This is a genomic window from Acinetobacter populi, assembly GCF_002174125.1.
Lineage (GTDB): Bacteria > Pseudomonadota > Gammaproteobacteria > Pseudomonadales > Moraxellaceae > Acinetobacter > Acinetobacter populi.
In genome coordinates this window covers 974,284-991,999 of record NZ_NEXX01000001.1, presented here as the reverse complement: position 1 = coordinate 991,999, position 17,716 = coordinate 974,284, and the positions used below count along the sequence as shown (strand labels likewise).

At 41.6% G+C, this 17,716-nt stretch carries 15 protein-coding genes; 4 read left to right on the top strand and 11 right to left on the bottom strand.

Translation table 11 applies throughout. The annotated features are described in order from the left end of the window. Positions 1–85: 85 nt before the first annotated feature. Genes dld through lldP form a run of 4 tightly spaced genes read right to left on the bottom strand, consistent with a single transcriptional unit; the run spans position 86 to position 5,398 of the window. Entirely contained in the window at positions 86–1,783 is a 1,698-nt protein-coding gene (gene dld, locus CAP51_RS04615; protein ID WP_087619556.1) for a D-lactate dehydrogenase, read from the bottom strand. A 14-nt stretch (positions 1,784–1,797) separates the two neighbouring features. Then, on the bottom strand, positions 1,798–2,952 hold the full coding sequence (lldD, locus tag CAP51_RS04610) for an FMN-dependent L-lactate dehydrogenase LldD (RefSeq protein WP_087619555.1): 1,155 nt from the start codon (positions 2,950–2,952) through the stop codon (positions 1,798–1,800). Between the two features lie 6 nt (positions 2,953–2,958). Next, complete coding sequence (gene lldR, locus CAP51_RS04605; RefSeq protein ID WP_087619554.1) at positions 2,959–3,702, bottom strand: transcriptional regulator LldR; 744 nt, start codon at positions 3,700–3,702, stop codon at positions 2,959–2,961. 28 nt (positions 3,703–3,730) lie between these two features. Beyond that, positions 3,731–5,398, bottom strand: coding sequence for an L-lactate permease (lldP, locus tag CAP51_RS04600; protein WP_171294724.1), 1,668 nt, complete (start codon positions 5,396–5,398; stop codon positions 3,731–3,733). Positions 5,399–6,073: 675 nt separating this feature from the next. Here lldP and CAP51_RS04595 point away from each other — a divergent pair. After that, positions 6,074–6,988 (top strand): DMT family transporter, encoded by a 915-nt coding sequence (locus tag CAP51_RS04595; protein WP_087619552.1) that lies wholly within the window; start codon positions 6,074–6,076, stop codon positions 6,986–6,988. A gap of 43 nt (positions 6,989–7,031) precedes the next feature. Here the strand turns inward: CAP51_RS04595 and CAP51_RS04590 are convergent, their stop codons facing one another. After that, entirely contained in the window at positions 7,032–7,499 is a 468-nt protein-coding gene (locus tag CAP51_RS04590) for an Lrp/AsnC ligand binding domain-containing protein (RefSeq protein ID WP_087619551.1), read from the bottom strand. Positions 7,500–7,634: 135 nt separating this feature from the next. On the opposite strand from CAP51_RS04590, the gene CAP51_RS04585 reads away from it, so the two are divergent. Beyond that, complete coding sequence (locus tag CAP51_RS04585; RefSeq protein WP_087619550.1) at positions 7,635–8,882, top strand: D-amino acid dehydrogenase; 1,248 nt, start codon at positions 7,635–7,637, stop codon at positions 8,880–8,882. Positions 8,883–8,969: 87 nt separating this feature from the next. Here CAP51_RS04585 and CAP51_RS04580 read toward each other — a convergent pair whose 3' ends face one another. Next, complete coding sequence (locus CAP51_RS04580; RefSeq protein WP_087619549.1) at positions 8,970–10,058, bottom strand: hypothetical protein; 1,089 nt, start codon at positions 10,056–10,058, stop codon at positions 8,970–8,972. A 390-nt stretch (positions 10,059–10,448) separates the two neighbouring features. On the opposite strand from CAP51_RS04580, the gene CAP51_RS04575 reads away from it, so the two are divergent. Next, positions 10,449–11,510 (top strand): hypothetical protein, encoded by a 1,062-nt coding sequence (locus tag CAP51_RS04575; RefSeq protein ID WP_087619548.1) that lies wholly within the window; start codon positions 10,449–10,451, stop codon positions 11,508–11,510. 191 nt (positions 11,511–11,701) lie between these two features. On the opposite strand, the gene CAP51_RS04570 is transcribed toward CAP51_RS04575, so the two are convergent. From CAP51_RS04570 to ubiE, 4 genes are read right to left on the bottom strand one after another with little or no spacing between them, the layout of a single operon-like run. Then, positions 11,702–12,955 (bottom strand): FAD-dependent oxidoreductase, encoded by a 1,254-nt coding sequence (locus tag CAP51_RS04570; protein WP_087619547.1) that lies wholly within the window; start codon positions 12,953–12,955, stop codon positions 11,702–11,704. Positions 12,956–12,991: 36 nt separating this feature from the next. After that, positions 12,992–14,611, bottom strand: a complete 1,620-nt coding sequence (locus tag CAP51_RS04565; protein ID WP_087619546.1) for an ABC1 kinase family protein — start codon at positions 14,609–14,611, stop codon at positions 12,992–12,994. A 24-nt stretch (positions 14,612–14,635) separates the two neighbouring features. Next, positions 14,636–15,307 carry a ubiquinone biosynthesis accessory factor UbiJ gene (locus tag CAP51_RS04560; RefSeq protein WP_087619545.1) on the bottom strand — a complete coding sequence of 224 codons (672 nt, stop codon included), beginning with the start codon at positions 15,305–15,307 and terminating at the stop codon, positions 14,636–14,638. Between the two features lie 38 nt (positions 15,308–15,345). Continuing rightward, a complete protein-coding gene (ubiE, locus tag CAP51_RS04555; RefSeq protein WP_087619544.1) occupies positions 15,346–16,299 on the bottom strand; it encodes a bifunctional demethylmenaquinone methyltransferase/2-methoxy-6-polyprenyl-1,4-benzoquinol methylase UbiE in 954 nt (317 codons plus the stop codon). A 110-nt stretch (positions 16,300–16,409) separates the two neighbouring features. On the opposite strand from ubiE, the gene CAP51_RS04550 reads away from it, so the two are divergent. After that, a complete protein-coding gene (locus tag CAP51_RS04550) occupies positions 16,410–16,835 on the top strand; it encodes a DUF7832 domain-containing protein (protein ID WP_087619543.1) in 426 nt (141 codons plus the stop codon). A gap of 36 nt (positions 16,836–16,871) precedes the next feature. Here the strand turns inward: CAP51_RS04550 and CAP51_RS04545 are convergent, their stop codons facing one another. Continuing rightward, entirely contained in the window at positions 16,872–17,579 is a 708-nt protein-coding gene (locus tag CAP51_RS04545; RefSeq protein ID WP_087619542.1) for a DUF8198 family protein, read from the bottom strand. Between the last annotated feature and the right edge of the window lie 137 nt (positions 17,580–17,716).

Below are 17,716 nucleotides of genomic sequence, written 5' to 3'. Positions count from 1 at the left end.
CATGGTGATGATGTGTTTGCACTTAAACATTTGGCGTAAAGGGATTACTGATACGTTGGTAACGTAATCCCACATATTGTCTCGGTTATTTCCAGTATTTTAATTTGGAAGTATGACCAATGCCGACATTAAAGCGATTGGTGGGATCAAGATACTGATAATGTTGTTTTAAGGCAGGCTTGGCAACGTATAAATGGCCGACGTTATGTTCTGCCGGATATTCTGCACCACGCTGGTCCAGCAATGCCCACATCTGATGTTCCATCTTTAAAGGATCGACACCTTTTTTCACAATATAATCCTGATGGAATACATGGCAGAGGAAATGACCATAATAGAGTTTATGGAGAATTTGTTGATCCATCTCTTGCGGTAAAGTTTCCAGCCATTCTCGGTCATTGCGGCGTAAGGCAATATCCAGTGCCACGATATCTTCGACTTCATCTCTATGCGTATCTCGATAACGAATTGCAGCGCCTGCAACTGCAAAACGGTGTAAAAAAGCCTTGCGACCTTCATCCGCATTACAAAGGAAAAAACTACCTTGAGGATGCTGAGCGAAATATTCTGATAAAAAGTCTTTAACCTGCGCGACATCCTGATCTTCGATTCGTAAAATCAGATGATGCTCATATAAATCACGGAATTGATTCATGCGCTCTGGCAAATGATTCGGTAATACTGCCGTGACCATTTGTAGGACTTTATCGCTTAAATGGCGGATACCAAATCTTTCTAAATAACCATCGACCTTATCCTTTAATGCAAAGGCTTTGGGGACTCTGGCTGTGCCAAATTTTTCGATAAACAAAAAGGTATCTTTGCCATATTTTGCCCCGATGTCATAGGCAACCCGATGGATATATTCCCCGGCAATGGGGAGTCGGGCTAAATCTGTCAGTAGGTAACGGCGAATTTCGGTTAAATCATCGATACTATTCGAACCAATATAAAAAACCTGACTTTTGATTTTTTCAAAGGTATCCAAACGTACAGCAAATACACAAACCTTTCCGGCAGAACCGGAAGCCTCAAATAGTCGGCTTGGGTCGGCATTAAAACGTGCTGGTGTAGCCTCATCTACCTGACACACATCATGTGCATAGCGATGATCGGAAGCATGTCGGGTCTGATCATCGTGGATATCTTGGCTTTGATAATTTTGTTGTTGTAAATTTTTAAGGATTTCTTCCGGTGTTGATCCCAGATCTACACCAAGATGATTGATTAATTTCAATTCACCTTGTGCATTGACTTGTGCATACAAGGCCAGTTCGGTATAGGCCGGACCACGACGAACCAATGCACCACCGGAATTATTACATACCCCACCGAGAACCGAAGCGCCAATACAGGAAGAACCAATCACCGAATGCGGTTCTCTATCATACTGGAGTAGTTCCCGTTCCAGTGTATCGAGTGTTGCACCAGGTAGACAAATCACTTGTTTACCGTCATTAATCACTTGTACACCAGCCAGACGACGGGTACTGATGATGATTACAGGGCGATCGTAATCTTCGCCATATGGTGTAGAACCACCGGTTAATCCAGTATTGGCAGCCTGCATAATCACGATGCAATCGGCACAAACTGCAAGTTGTAAGACTTGCCATTGTTCCAGTAAATTTCCGGGTGCTACGACAGCAAAAACTTTACCTTCACCAAAGCGTCGACCTTGCCGATATAGACGGGTATCGACATCATCTGTTAAAACATGTGCTTCACCAATGGTATTTTTTAACTGGTGCAACAGTTCGCTGGTAGAAAGTTTTTGCTGCATGGTGAATCTTCCTTTTATATTTCAATGCGTTTATCAAGACTGACTAGACATTCCGGTTTAATATCCTGAATGGTTTTGGCACCGGTTAAGGTCATGGCGACACGCATTTCCTTATCAATTAAATCCAATAGATGAGAGACCCCTTGTCCGCCTGCTGCACCCAAAGCATAGACAAAAGCACGTCCGAGCATACATAAGTCGGCACCTAGCGCAATCATACGCACAATATCCAGACCATTACGAATACCGGAATCTGCCAGAATTTTAATGTCACCTTTGACTGCATCGGCAATCGCGGGCAGGGCACGCGTGGTCGACAGCACACCATCGAGCTGACGACCACCATGATTGGACACCACAATACCATCTGCGCCAAAGCGTACTGCATCTTTGGCATCTTCTGGATCAAGAATCCCTTTAATGACCATTGGACCATCCCAAAATTCACGAATCCATTCCAGATCTTTCCATGAAATTGAGGGATCAAAGTTACTACCCAACCAGCCGATATAATCTTCCAAACCTGTTGGTTTACCCAGATATTTTGAGATATTGCCCAAATCATGTGGACGACCTAATAGACCAACGTTCCATGCCCAGTGTGGATGGGTAAAAGATTGTAGATAGCGTCGCATTGCTGCATTGGGGCCACTCATGCCGGAATGAGCATCACGATAACGCGCACCAGGTACCGGCATATCTACGGTAAATACCAGCGTTGTACAACCGGCTGCCTTGGCGCGTTCCAGTGCATTTTTCATAAAGCCGCGGTCACGTAAAACATACAACTGGAACCACATCGGACGCTGAATAGCAGGGGTGACTTCTTCAATTGGACAGACCGATACCGTTGACAGCGTAAAGGGAATGCCTTTTCTATCCGCTGCGACAGCGGCTTGAACTTCACCACGACGTGCATACATACCAGTTAAACCCACAGGGGACAGGGCAACCGGCATGGACAACTTTTCATTAAAAATTTCTGTGTCCAGACTTAATTCGGACATGTCATTAAGTACACGTTGCCGTAAAGCAATTTTTGATAAATCTTCGACATTGCGCTTTAGGGTATATTCTGCATATGCGCCACCATCAATATAGTGGAATAAAAATGGTGGCAGACGGCGTCTGGCTGCCTCACGATAGTCATTAGAAGAAGAAATAATCATAGTGTATTAACCTTTTTTAAATCGAGAGGCACGTTTTAAACGGGCTTCTGCCTCGTCTATGCTTCGCACCTGTTGCACCACAAATTTGATATGGCCACATACGGCCTGTTGCGCACGTTCTGCATCTTTGTGATCAATGGCATCCATCACTTCAAAATGTTGTAAATGAAGCTTTTCAAAACCATAGTCTTCGCTATAAACCTTCTTACGGCCCAAAACCACGTTGTATTGCAGCAGATCAAACAGACCATGCATAATCTGAATCAGCACCACATTATGCGAGGCTTCGGCAATCGCCAGATGGAAGTTTGCATCGGCATGTGCGGCCTGATCTGCATCACCAATCTGCTGATAATGTGCAATTTGGTCATAATAATAATGAATGCGTTGTCGATCCTCTGCGGTTGACCGTTGGGCTGCATACCATGCCGTGCCCCCTTCAAGCACCAGACGTGCTTCCTGCACATCAAAACGATAGAGCGGATCTTCGTTGATGAGGTGGCTCAAAGGACGTACAATTAATTGATCCGACCAGTTTTCAGGTAATTTTTGAATATAGGTGCCATCTCCGATCCGGCTTGCAAGCAGTCCCATACTATTCATTTTTTGCAGTGCTTCCCGTAATGATGCACGGGAAACACCAAGCTGCTGGCACAATTGCCGCTCAGAAGGCAGTCGATCTCCAACCTGTAAATTCAGCTGTTCAATCAGTGCTTTAAGCTTTTTAACCACCTGATCTGCAACTTTCATTATGCCCTCATTCCTTTTCTTCGATGATTTATGGAATCATCCATGGGAATACGTAGGCTTGCAAGGTAATTATAATCCCGATAAATACGGTGAATATGATGCTGTGTTTCACCGTAAATCGGAACAGATCTGATTCCTTGCCCACCAGTCCGACGGCAGCACAGGCAATCGCAATGGATTGTGGGGAAATCATTTTACCAGTGACGCCACCTGAGGTATTTGCTGCCACCAGTAATACTTCCGGCACGCCAATTTGCTGTGCTGTAGTCGCCTGTAATGCACTGAACAAGGCATTTGCAGACGTATCTGAACCGGTAAGGAACACACCTAGCCAGCCAAGGAATGGCGAGAAAAATGTAAATGCTTGTCCGGTATGCGCCAGTGCTAAAGCCAGCGTTGCCGACATACCGGAATAATTGGCAATAAATGCAAAGGCGAGTACCATGCCAATGGAATAAATAGGCGTTTTTAGTTCATTGACTGTTTCACCAAAGGTTGCAACAGCATCTTTGGGGCGCATTTTCAGAAAAATAATCGAAATAATCGCCGCAATCATAATTGCCGTACCGGTTGCCGAAAACCAGTCAAATTTATAAATCGCATCGTAATCGGTTGCTTCTGCCACAACAGGCGGCATTTTTTCAATCAATTGATGTAAATAGGGCACCTTGATTGAAATGACCCAGTCGCTTAAAGCACCATCTTTGGCAAATAGTTTTTTAAATGGGGCAATACTCCATAAAGTCACCATGGCCGTTAAAATCGCAAATGGCGACCATGCTTTGATGATTTGCCCTACGCTATATTTGGTTTGCATTTGCGCAGCAATTTGAGCATCTACACTATTTTCAGTTTCAAAACGGAAAATATGTTTAGGCTGCCAAAATTTCATCAAGACAGTTAAGCTGACTAACGACGCAATTGCAGCGGTAATATCCGGCAATTCTGGTCCGACAAAGTTTGAGGTCAAATATTGGGCAATTGCAAAAGAACCACCACCGACCAAAATTGCAGGCCAGGTTTCTTTTACCCCACGCCAGCCATCCATAATCGCCATAATCCAGATCAGAACAATCGGTACCATAAAGGGTAATTGACGTCCCACCATTTGACTGATTTCCATGGTGTCTACACTGGAAACCTGACCTGCGACGATGATTGGAATTCCCATGGCACCAAAGGCAACCGGTGCAGTATTGACAATCAAACACAAACCAGCAGCATATAAGGGTTTAAAGCCTAATCCGACCAATAATGCAGCGGTAATGGCCACCGGCGCACCGAAACCTGCTGCACCTTCCAGAAACGTACCAAATGCAAAACCCACCAGTAGCATTTGTAAACGCTGGTCTTCGGTGATGGATAAAATAGACGAGCGAATGATGTCAAATTGCCCGGTTTTGACGGAAATTTTATACAGAAATACTGCACCAATGATAATCCAGGAAATTGGCCAAAGCCCGTAAAAGAAACCATAAATTACCGATGCAAAGGCCATAGTGGTTGGCATTTGATATGCAAATAATGAAACCAGCAAAGCCAGAATCACGGTAATTGTTCCTGCCACACTTCCTTTAAGGCGAAAAACTGCCAATGCAAAGAAAAAGAAAATAATGGGGATAAGTGCGATTAAACTTGAAAACCAGATATTTCCAGCAGGATCATAAACCTGTTGCCATTGTTGAAGCATTTTCATCTCCTTGAAATGCTTGATATGCTTATCAATGAAGTAAGCAAAATTTACTATTTGGGTTAATTGGTCAGACCAATTTATTTTAAAAAAGCCAATTTAGGGTTGAGATAATAAATATTAAATAAGATGTGTGCAATAAAAATACATTATTGGTCTGACCAATTAGAATGATTAAAAATTATCTTGATTGCACTATCAGTCGGTTTAGATATTTTCTTGGATGGCGTATTTATTTGGGGCTGTCGTATAGTCGATATGGTTAAATATTTGTCCATATGAATAGGCGCAATTTTGTGTTTATTATCGGCATTAAGGTATTTGTCTTAAAGGTTGAGATGGTCTTGACAGATACTTTTCCACTTCTTCCTCGTTTGCCATTACTCACGTCAGCAACATAACGCTGCTCAACTTCAATCTGACCTTGAAAAATTTTTATGGCATCTTGGTCAAGATCATACAGAATGATTTGACAGATTTTTTGTAGAACAATATTGCTGAATGAGGTTGTATCTTGGCTAAATTAGCTGCTGTTTTCACTATTACGTCTACTAGAAAAAGCTCAAATAGTATTTTTTATGATTTTTTTCTTAATTTACATTTAGTTGGCTTCATAAAAATAGATTGTCATCGTTCTCATTAATTATCGCCCTACTTTTAATGGAATGTATTGACCTAAAAATGGATCAGAGAAAATCGATAGATACATATGCCACCATGTTTATGATGATGTTATGTGCAATTTGGGGCATTCAGCAGGTTGCAATTAAGGGAATTGCCACAGAAATATCTCCAGCTTTACAAATTGCCATACGTTCTATTATCGCAGCAATATTGCTTTGGATCCTGATGATTTATAAAAAAGAGTATTTTACAACTTCGCTGGTTTACTATAAATCTGGACTTGTAGTCGGGATATTATGCGCTTTGGAGTTCTTTTTCATTGCGGAAGGCTTGCGTTATACCTCGGCATCACATATGGCTGTTTTTCTATATGCTGCCCCGATTTTTGCTGCGATTGGTTTGCAGCTTTTCCTTCCGGAAGAAAAGCTGGCACTACTGCAATGGGGTGGGATTATGATTGCATTTTCCGGTGTTGCGATTGCATTTTTATTTGGCCAGAATCTGGATACAAGCAATTTAAATCATATTATTCTGGGTGATTTTTTCGGATTACTGGCAGGGCTTGCATGGGGATGCACTACAGTGGTGGTCCGCAGTACTGCTTTGAGCAGTTTACCGGCAACGCATACATTATTTTATCAGTTAGCCTGTGCGGGCGGCTTGTTATTATTGTATGCCTGTTTTTCCCAGCAATATCATGTTCATCTCACCAAGAGCAGTAGTTTGAGTATGCTGTTTCAAATTCTAGTTGTGGCTTTTTTAAGTTATTTAACATGGTTTAAATTGCTTAAAAAGTATTTTGCTTCGCAATTGGGTACACTTTCATTTCTCACCCCAATTTTTGGTGTATTGGCGGGCGTCATCATGCTTGGAGAGAAACTTGAATTAAGTTTTATCATCGGTTCTTGCTTAATTTTAATAGGTATTTTTATGGTAAATAGTTATCCATGGATGAAGCGCAAGTTTATATAAGAGAGTAAAGGCAATAGAACCTTTATTTATTAAACGCTGAATATTAGTTTGAAACATCCAGATATAAGGTTTCTTTCACCTCTTCCATCACGATATGACTGCGGGAGGAAGCCGAAGCGGGTAGATTTTTTAACACTTTTCCCAATAGTCGCCGATAAGCACTCATTTCTTTTAGGCGGGCTTTGACCAGATAATCAAATTCACCGGAAATCAGATGGCATTCCAATACTTCGGGAATCTGGCTTAAATCCTGCGCGACTTGATCAAATACATCACCGGATTTTGCCGATAATTTAATTTCCATAAACACTAATAAATTACGATTGACATGGTTGGGATTAAGGCGGGCATAATACCCCATGATAATACCTTCTCGTTCCAGCCGTTTGACCCGTTCCGAACAGGGGGTGGTAGACAGATTCACGCGGGCAGCCAGTTCGCTGATGGCAATCCGTCCTTCTTGTTGCAAGATATCCAGAATCATTCGATCAGTTCGATCCAGTGCGCGCATAATTTTTTCCTTTTTGATTTTTTACCAGATAAAAAACTAGATTTACCTGAATTATAGCGATGAAAATAGCAAAATAAACTGCCAAAGAGTAAATATACTAGCAAAATAATGAAGGCTTGATGTAGGGGTATGGCGATGCGGGTGATTGTTTTGGGTAGCGGTGTAATTGGTGTCACAAGTGCCTACTATTTGGCAGATCAGGGTGCGACGGTCACTGTACTGGATCGTGAAGCCAATCCTGCACAGGAAACTAGTTTTGCCAATGCAGGACAAATCTCACCGGGCTATTCAACGCCTTGGGCTGCGCCGGGTATTCCTTTTAAAGCCATCAAATGGATGTTTCAGCAACATGCCCCATTGGCGATTAAACTCGATGGTAGTCTGTGGCAATTGCAGTTTATGGCGCAAATGCTTAAGAACTGTAATGTACATAGTTATGCTGTGAATAAGGAACGTATGACCCGTGTCGCCGAATATAGTCGGGATTGTTTGCGGGAATTGCGTAAACGCACCAATATTCAATATGAACATCGTTCCAAAGGGACTTTGCAAGTCTTCCGTAAAGAGGCACAACTTGAAGCTGTGCAAAAAGATATTGAAGTCTTAAAAGAATGTGGCGTGGAGTATGAATTACTGCACAAACCTGATCTTGCCAAAGTTGAACCGGCATTGGCTGCCACAGAAAAATTGGTGGGTGGTCTACATCTGCCGAATGATGAAACTGGCGATTGTTTTTTATTTAGTAATGCGCTGGCCAAAATTGCCGAGGACAAAGGCGTAACCTTTAAATTTAATCAAAATGTGGAAAGATTGCTGGTAGAAGGCAATGAAATCAAAGGCGTGTTGGTCAATGGTGAAGTATTGACAGCAGACTGTTATGTCTTGGCATTTGGTAGTTATTCACGTGATTTCTTAAAACCATTGAACCTGAATTTACCCGTGTATCCGGTCAAAGGCTATTCACTGACTATTCCGATTATTGATCCGAATTTTGCGCCACAATCGACCGTACTGGATGAAAGCTATAAAATTGCCATTACCCGTTTTGATCAACGTATCCGTGTTGGTGGTATGGCAGAACTCAGTGGTTATAATCTGGCACTGGATCCACAACGTCGCGCTACGCTGGAAATGGTGACACAAGATTTATTTCCGGGTGGAGATTTAAAACAGGCATTGTTCTGGACGGGTTTACGTCCGATGACGCCGGATAGTACCCCGATTATTGGTGAAACTCGCTATAAAAATCTGTTCTTAAATACCGGACATGGCACCTTGGGCTGGACTATGGCATGCGGTTCTGGAAAACTGATCAGTGATATCGTACTTGGACTGAAACCTGATATTAGTACCGAAGGTCTAGCGATCCAACGTTATGCCTGAGTCATGATCTGATACAGGATTAAAGCTCAATTCGATTTAAATCGTATAGCTTAAATCCTGTATTTCAGTGATTATTGTGAGATACGATTATTTAAGCGGCTGTAAATACTGCTCGAAATCCTGTTTTTCTAGTCTTTCCAAAAATTCATCACCCAATCGCTGGCTTTCTGCCACACATTGATTCCAGATTTTGATGCGTTTTTGCGGATCATTCATTAACTCGACAAAATCTTTACGATCCGGCAAACGCTTTAATGGTAATGCATCCAGATATGCTCGGGACGGAGAAATCAACAAAGTTCGTGCTTGATAGTGTGGATTGGCTTTGCGCCAGAATAAGCCTTTATCAAACCAACTTGGGGTAATGCTGTCACAAAAATGTGGATATAACACAATCCCTTTGCTTGGATAAGGTAAGTCCAGATGGTAATCAATTAAACCGCCATCGCGGTAGCAACCCTCAGGTGCATCGGGAATATGACGTACACCTGCCATCACCCCCGGAATAGATCCCGAAGCAATCAGCCAGCCACGTAGATTATGGGGGGTTAGATCCTGATAAATGGTTTTAAAATCTTTTTCGCCATTGAGGACAAGATGTAAATCATCTTTGGGCTGTGCTACTACACGCTGCATAAACAGGCCGCTATAACGACGTGCAATGATATTGGTGGCAATAATTCCCACTGCCGAAGCAATCAGGGGGAGAGGTTTGTCACTATTTAAAATATGCTGTGATTTAACAGCCAGTACGGTCAGATGATAATCCGGATGCTGAACAATCTCTTGTTCTTTGCCACCAATCAGTTGTGAGAGCATATCTTCACAGACCTGACTGACCTCAGGATATTTCATGCCTTTATAGAACTCTAAATGGGTATATAAATCGGCAAGACGTCGTGTTCCTTCCTTGACACCCCATGCCAGAATACTGGAAAAACGCCAGCTCCCAATAGATGAACCGATTACTGCACGTCGGCGTGGTGCTTGCGGTAAAAATTCTCCAAAAATAGCATGATCCAGACCTTGCAAGCCAATACCTTTGGGTCCGCCTGCTGCACCAGGAATAATATCAACCTGTTGTGCTTGTAAACCTTCTTGTCGGATTAATTGTTGGGCCAGATGTCCTGCACGAATCGTTAAGGCGGCAGGTTTTTTATGGAGAATATAGCTCATGGGGAGATAAACTAAACAAAATTTGTAAAGTCTCATTTTAGGACGCAGAATCAAAATCGACAAGCGCTATTGTCATCTTTTAATAAAAGCTTAAGCTGCTTAAATTAAATACAAATCTGTGGATAACTTATTGCTTATCCGCATATGGGATTGGTAATAATACCGCCAAAGTGTGAACTATAACACGGATACTGATATCATCATTAATCGTGAAGTAATTCAGGTTGAAATGATGGAATTTTAAGGTGTTTGATAAATAATTGAGAATCATGGATATAAAATCGATAATAAAGTAATGCAGGTATCCTTACCAAAGCTTGGTGAATCTGGTAATTCGATTGTAAAACTGTTTGATTGGAAAAATGGTGTAAAACCAACGGAGTTATTAAAATGAGTATTATAGAAGCCATGAATATCGGAAGACTTGGCGTTTATACAAAATTCCCTAATCTAGAAAAATATATAAATTCTTTAGATAGCAAAAATGTCATTTGTGAGCTCAATTCATTAAAACGATATAGTAAAGGAGAATTTTTTGAAATAGAAGAAGAATATGTAGGTAAATATACTTATTCCATAGCCAATGCGAAATCAGATCTAAATTATTTATGTGGCCACTTTGAAAATGAATATTTAGTTAATGCTCTAAAAAATAATTCAAACTGGCAAGAGGGATATAGGAAAGCTGTTTATTATAGATATTGGTTTGAGCGTATAAATAGGAAATTTTGTGATAAAATACTTGGTGAGTTTAATTCGGGACAAAGAGAGCAGTTACTTTTATTTTTATCAATGGCAGTTGAGATATCATATTTAGGAATTTTTATTAAAGAGGGGCTAATTGAAAAGGCAAAAAAATTGATTGAAGAGTATTTTAGCTATCAAAGTTTGGAACTTATTGAAAACCCGATACCAATATTCTATGATTCAAAAAATATATATAATCGTAGGACTCAGTATTTTATTTTAAGATTATTCAATTCTTATATTAGTAAAACAGATGAAAATTTTCCAAGTTGTGCTTATGATGAGCCTCTATTCAATGCAATAATAAGATATTGGGACACAACAAATATTAAATTGATTGAACATTTATTGTTATGTTTATGTGATAGACATACTCATCAATGTAGACCAGATACAGCAACAAAATTTTATGATTTTTCTTGGCCTGGATTTGAGTATTTACCTGTTGAAGTGCTCATGGTATTAAGACTACGTAGTGAAAAGGGTTTAGAAAACCCAATATTAGATCATATTATAATGAATACGCCTTTAGGAGAACTTTATCCCAAGAAAGAACCCTACATGGATGATTTTCTTTTAGGTATTTTAAAGCGGGTTAGGCAAGAATATCCAGACTTTGCTGATGACTTGTTTGGTGCAGGCGCACCATACGAATTTGAAATAAAGACAAAAGAAACAAATAAATGGAAGTTTTGGAAAAAATAATAATGGATATGCAATTAAATAAAAATGACCTGCTTATGGAGAGATAAACTAAACAAAATTTGTAATGCTTTATTTTAGGACGCAGAATCAAAATCAACAAGCGCTATTGTCATCTTTTGATAAAAGCTTAAACTGCTTAAATTAAATACAAGGCTGTGGATAACTTATTGCTTATCCGCATACTCTTTTGCTTATTTTTTAGCAATTTCAGCATAGTCTATTTGCTGTAACAGATTGGTTTTTAAACCGGAAATCGTGATTGCCATCTCCTTGCGTAAATAGGGCACACGATACATCCAGCTAAACATTATATTGCGTAAACCGCCAGCCCACCATAATTCTGATTGATACAGGGGCGTGAGTAGACGACTAAGTGATTGATACATAAAAATGGAAGAGCGGCGTAGTTGATGGTAATGTTGCCATAGCAGGGACCACTCAATTTGACGATTATGTGTCGCCAGTTTTAAGGCTTGACTGAGTGCCCAAGCATCAAGTAATGCCATATTTGCACCTTGCCCTAGTTGTGGACTCATGGCATGGGCTGCATCACCAATGACACCAATTCTGCCTTCACCATATTGCGACATCACTACATCACGATAATGTGCCGATAGCCACTGCATAGGTTGGGTAGAATCAGCAGATAGTTGCTGCAACCACTCTGCCACGATGGGCCAACGGTCCTGGATTTGGGCAAGCCAGACCGATTTGGGTTGGTGTAGAAAATGGTTTAACTGGGTGGTTGGCAAACTCCAGAACACACTGGACAGTCGTTGTGCATTGGCTTGAGGAATACTGCCGGTAGGCAAAACGCCCATCATAATATTGGCACGATCATAAAACTGATGTAGGATTTCCTGTTTCAAGCTTGGGCATTCTGGCACAATACTCCATGCTGCACCCCACGGATAGGGGCGGTCTAGTTTGACCCATTGTGATGGACGTAGGGTACTGCGTGCACCATTGGCAATAATCACCGCATCAAATGCTGCTTTAAATGGAAGTTGTTGATGTTTACCTGTCAAGATCACTTCATTGGCTGTGTGTCGAATATTGATGACATCATGCTGCATACACCATTGCACCTGATTGCTTGGTGTCAATGTAGTTTGCAGAATATGGCAGAGCGTTGCACGATGGATACCAATGCCGAAGTATTTGGCATTGGCCTGTGTATAGTGGCTATCAACAATCAACTGTCCTGATGGCAATTGTCCTTCCAGCCCTGTGACTTTGGCCCCGAATTTGATTGCCTGATCCAGAACACCCAAATGTTCAAATACTGCCAAACCTGAAGGTTGCAGTAATAGTCCGGCACCTACAGGATCTAGCGTTTTGGCTTTTTCAAAAATCGTAACAGCGATATCTTGCTGTGCCAGCATTCTGGCCAGTGCCAGACCCGCTGTACCCGCACCGATAATGGCAAAACGTAAGGCTTTCATTTGCATCCATGCTTACGGATTAAATCTATCCGTAGACTATTTGGATATGCGCCAAACACTTAGCAATACACTCAAAATGATCAATACGATAGAGACAAACCACGGACTAATGATGGCAATACTAAGGAGGATCAGCAAGAAACTGCCAAAAATCCAGTTAAGACGCTGTTGCTGCGCAACTTGCAGACGTAAATTCTGTATTTCCCTTAGCTGTCGGTCTTGCCATGTAGTCTGATTTTTTAGACCATTCAGACTATCAATCAGCATACTAGGTAAATCCTGCGCGCCGAGTAATAGATCCGGAATCTGTTGTCCCAGTTCTTTGACGTTTTTGACAGGATTCATCTGTTGTTTAACCCATTCGGTGAGAATCGGTTTGGCCAGTTTCCAGATATCTAATTGCGGATAAAGATCGGTACCTAGTCCTTCAACATGCACTAGTGTTTTGAGTAAGAGCATCAATTGTGGTGGAATTTCCAGTCGGAAACGACGGGCAATGTCCATAATTTGCAGTAGAATCCCAGCAAAATCCAGTTGATCCATTGGCTTTGATACCATTGGACCTACGGTACGGCGCATTTCACGGGCCAGTGCATCTTTGTCGGTATCGGGTGGAATCCAGCCTGCCTGATGCACGATCTGAATTAACTGCATAAAGTCGCTGTTCATCACCGCCAGTAACATTCGCGCCACTGTCATCTGATCCTGCTTGGACAGTTCTCCCATAATGGCGCAGTCCAGTGCAATATAACGTGGGCTCTGCGGATTAATGGTTTCGACAAAGACATTGCCCGGGTGCATATCGGCATGAAAGAAATTATCGCGAAATACCTGCGTAAAGAAAATAATCAAGCCTTTTTCAGCCAGATCGGCACGATCCATACCCAGACGATCAAAGGTTTCAGTATCCGAAATCGGTACACCGGTGATGCGCTCTGCAACCATCACATCTTTGCTGTCCATATACACTTCTGGCACATACATCATGCTAGAGCCGGTAAAATAATGCCGCATACGTCGGGTATTATCGGCCTCAATGGTCAAATCCAGCTCATTTAGAATGATACTGCGATAATCCTGAATAATTTCTGATAAATGCAAGGCCCGTGCGGCTTCAAGACGTTGTTCCAGTGATTGACCCAGCCATGCCAGAATTTCAAAATCCTGAATAATCTGTTCACGAATATGTGGCCGGGTGACTTTTACCACCACTTCCCGACCATCATGTAATGCTGCGGTATGCACCTGTGCAATGGAGGCGGCTGCCAGTGGTTTATCGTCAAAGCGGGCAAATAAAGTATCAATATCGGCTTTTAATGCTTCACTAATCCGAGTTTTTGCCACATCGACATCAAATGGTTTGACCCGATCCTGTAATAGCGTCAATTGGCTTAAAATTTCAGGTGGAATTAAATCCCGGCGGGTTGACAGCAATTGCCCCAGTTTAATTGCTAACGGCCCCATATCTTCTAGGGCTTCTTTGAGCTTAAGCGGATTTCTTTTTTCTTTGGAAGACCAGGCGGCAGGATGGGCACGAATGAGTTTTAGGATTGGCCTTGCTTTATTTGGCAATTCGTTGGCAGGGACTAATATGTCCAAACGATAATGTGCTGCGATACGCCATAATTGCAAAAGTCTGGAAAGGTGCGGAACCATAAACTTCAATCCTGAAACAATGATTTAAATTTTGTGTGATGCATCAAACTGCTGTGAAATCTGTTGGATTCTGGCTTCAATACGGTCTATTTGCTGATTGAGCTGCCGTGTCTGCTGTTGCAGATCAGTCATTTGCCAGCGGCTGGCAAATAAACCGGAATCTTCTTTTAAACTATCGCTAAACATAAATTCGGCACTTTTGGCCGTTTTCACCAGATGTTTTGGAAGAGATTGAAATTTGCCAATTTCATGTGCCAGTGTTGGGCCGATCCACGGGCTTAAATGTGCAGCCAGATCAGGATCGACTTGTGCCATGATTTCTTTTAGCGCAAAGAGCAGATGATAATCGCCCTGTAAGGGGATATTCCCCAGCGCATCATCTTTGCTATTTAGGAGCTTGAATAATTCGACCAGATTTTTAACCTGTAACGTGGCGGTCGCTTCGTGCACAGTTTGCTGCGGATCGAATGGACGTTGTTCAAAAATGCTGGGTTGCTCTGCCTGCCCAAGTGCAGTAGGTTCAAAGCGTAGTTTGTCCTGATCAAAATAGACATCGACACTTAAACGCGGTGCATCAATGACAACGCGTAAACATTGTCCTTGTAAGGCATTGAGTTTCAGACGGGTAATCGCATCGAGATCAATGATGCGATTGACGATGGCTTCGGCAGCACCCAAGGCTAAAATTGACCACATAATCGGCCTCGATGTTAAAAAGATTGATGTAGCTAAAGTTAAAGTTTAAAACCACGATGCACGGCGACAATACCACCGGTCAGATTGTGGTAATCACAGTTCTTAAAGCCTGCATTTTCCATCATGCCTTTTAATGTACGTTGATCGGGGTGCATACGGATCGACTCTGCCAGATAGCGATAGCTTTCCGAATCATTGGCAATGATTTTACCCATTAATGGTAGGGCAGTGAAAGAATAGAGGTCATATAGTTTTGAGAAAGGTTCAAATACCGGTTTTGAAAATTCCAGAATCAGTAAACGGCCACCCGGTTTCAACACACGGAACATGGCTTGTAATGCAGCATCTTTGTCGGTGACATTACGCAAGCCAAAACTGATGGTGACAAGGTCAAAGCTATTGTCGGCAAAAGGTTCTAATGTTTCGGCATTGGCCAATACAAAATCGACATTGGTACAGCCGGCATCAAGCAGACGATCACGACCAACATTGAGCATAGATTCGTTGATGTCTGATAAGACCACATGACCGGTTTCGCCGACTTCACGGCTAAAAACCTTGGCCAGATCACCGGTCCCTCCGGCGATATCCAGCACTTGCTGACCACGACGTACACCGGATAGATGAATGGCGTAGCGTTTCCATAAACGGTGAATACCCAGTGACATCAGGTCATTCATCAAGTCATATTTACTGGCAACAGAATGGAAAACTTCGGCAACTTTTTGTGCTTTTTCTTCGGTATTAATGGTTTTAAAACCAAAATGTGTGGTTTCTCCGACATTGCCGGTATTGGCACCACGCGGAAGATTATAATGGGGAATATTCTGATTTGATGCGGTACTATTTTGTGCCAGTGTTTGTTGTTGACCCTGTGCAGTGCCTTGTGGCAATTGTTCAGTTAAAAATGGACTTGGCTTTTTCTCTGGCAAAGCAGTGCTGTTTGGGTTTGATGTCGTTTGATTTTCTATGTTTTGATTGTCGTTAGACATGTCGCACTCCTAAGACGAATAATTTTCTCAACTTCGGCAAAGATAACATATTCAAGGCAAATCATCATGGTAATATGTGAAAAAACCATAATTCAACGCAGGACTATCTCATGGCAATAGATCGGATAGATTGGCATGCTGATTCAACAGAACAATATGATTTACCCTATGAAAATGCAGGTACACATATTGGAATGTTTCTAGCATGGGTGATTAATCATCATCTTGAAGGTGAACTTCATATTGAAGAAAGTCTGGAAGAACTGGCACAGGTTCGTGAAAGAAAAATGACTGGTCGAGAATTTTTAATCAAGATGTGTGACGAAAAATTCTGGGAAGAAGATTTAAATGGCGAGGGTCTGGCATTTGTGAAATTTTATTACGAAGCGGAAGATTATCGTTATTATGCCGATTATGAAGAAACTTTAGTTCAAAATTTACCAAGCATCTATCATGTTGAAGATACTTGGGAAAATTATGATCTCATTGCAGCCAAAATTACAGCAGCTTATCAACAGTGGAAAACTAAAAACTGAATTGTTCTTAAAAGTTAAAAGTACCGACCAATCATTTTACAAGCTAAATGGTTGTGGATGACCTGCATGTACTGCCGCAATAATTTGTCTTTCTTTGCTGGTAAATACACCGACAAATTTTTGTGCCGAATCCAGTGGTTGCATGGCTTTAAAACCCTCATCAATAAAGTCGTAAATTGGATCAACCTTATAGTGATAAGCTAATTTTTTCGATAATTTAAATGCAGTTTTGACCATGCGAGAACGTACATATAGGTCAAGTTTTTCGCCCAGTAATTCCAGCAATTCCATTTGATGATAGCGCGCATTGGCTTGATCACAATCCAGATATGCCTGACGCATAATGTCATCATTGAGCGGATAATTTTCCGGATAATGTGCCAGCAGATGTTTGGCAATATCCTCATCCAGTTGAATCGATAATCGTGCCAATTCAACTCCAGCATCACCGGTTTTTAATGCCGATGCCGGAATCACTTTTTCCACAATATGCACATGATCAACCAGACGACGAATCTGGAAAGCCAACTGATTAAAATCTTCTGCGCCGTACAAACGATTGAGAAAATAGGCGGCCATCAACTGATGTTCAGGTTGTTTAAAAAAATCGGCATGGGTGTTTTGCATGCGCTGTTTTTGCCAAAGCTGAACATCATGTAAACGCTGCGCTAAAATAGGGTTGCGATGACTTTCAAGATTGTCATACAAATCGAGTTGCTGTTGCAGAAATTCAAATTTTGACATGTGATTCCCAATATTGATCTCTCACCGAAAGCATTTAATAGGCAATTGGTGAGGTGATTTTATCATTGCCGGCTAATATACGTGAAAGGCATGTGAATTGACATTGACCATTTGATCCAGACACTATTGCTGTTGTG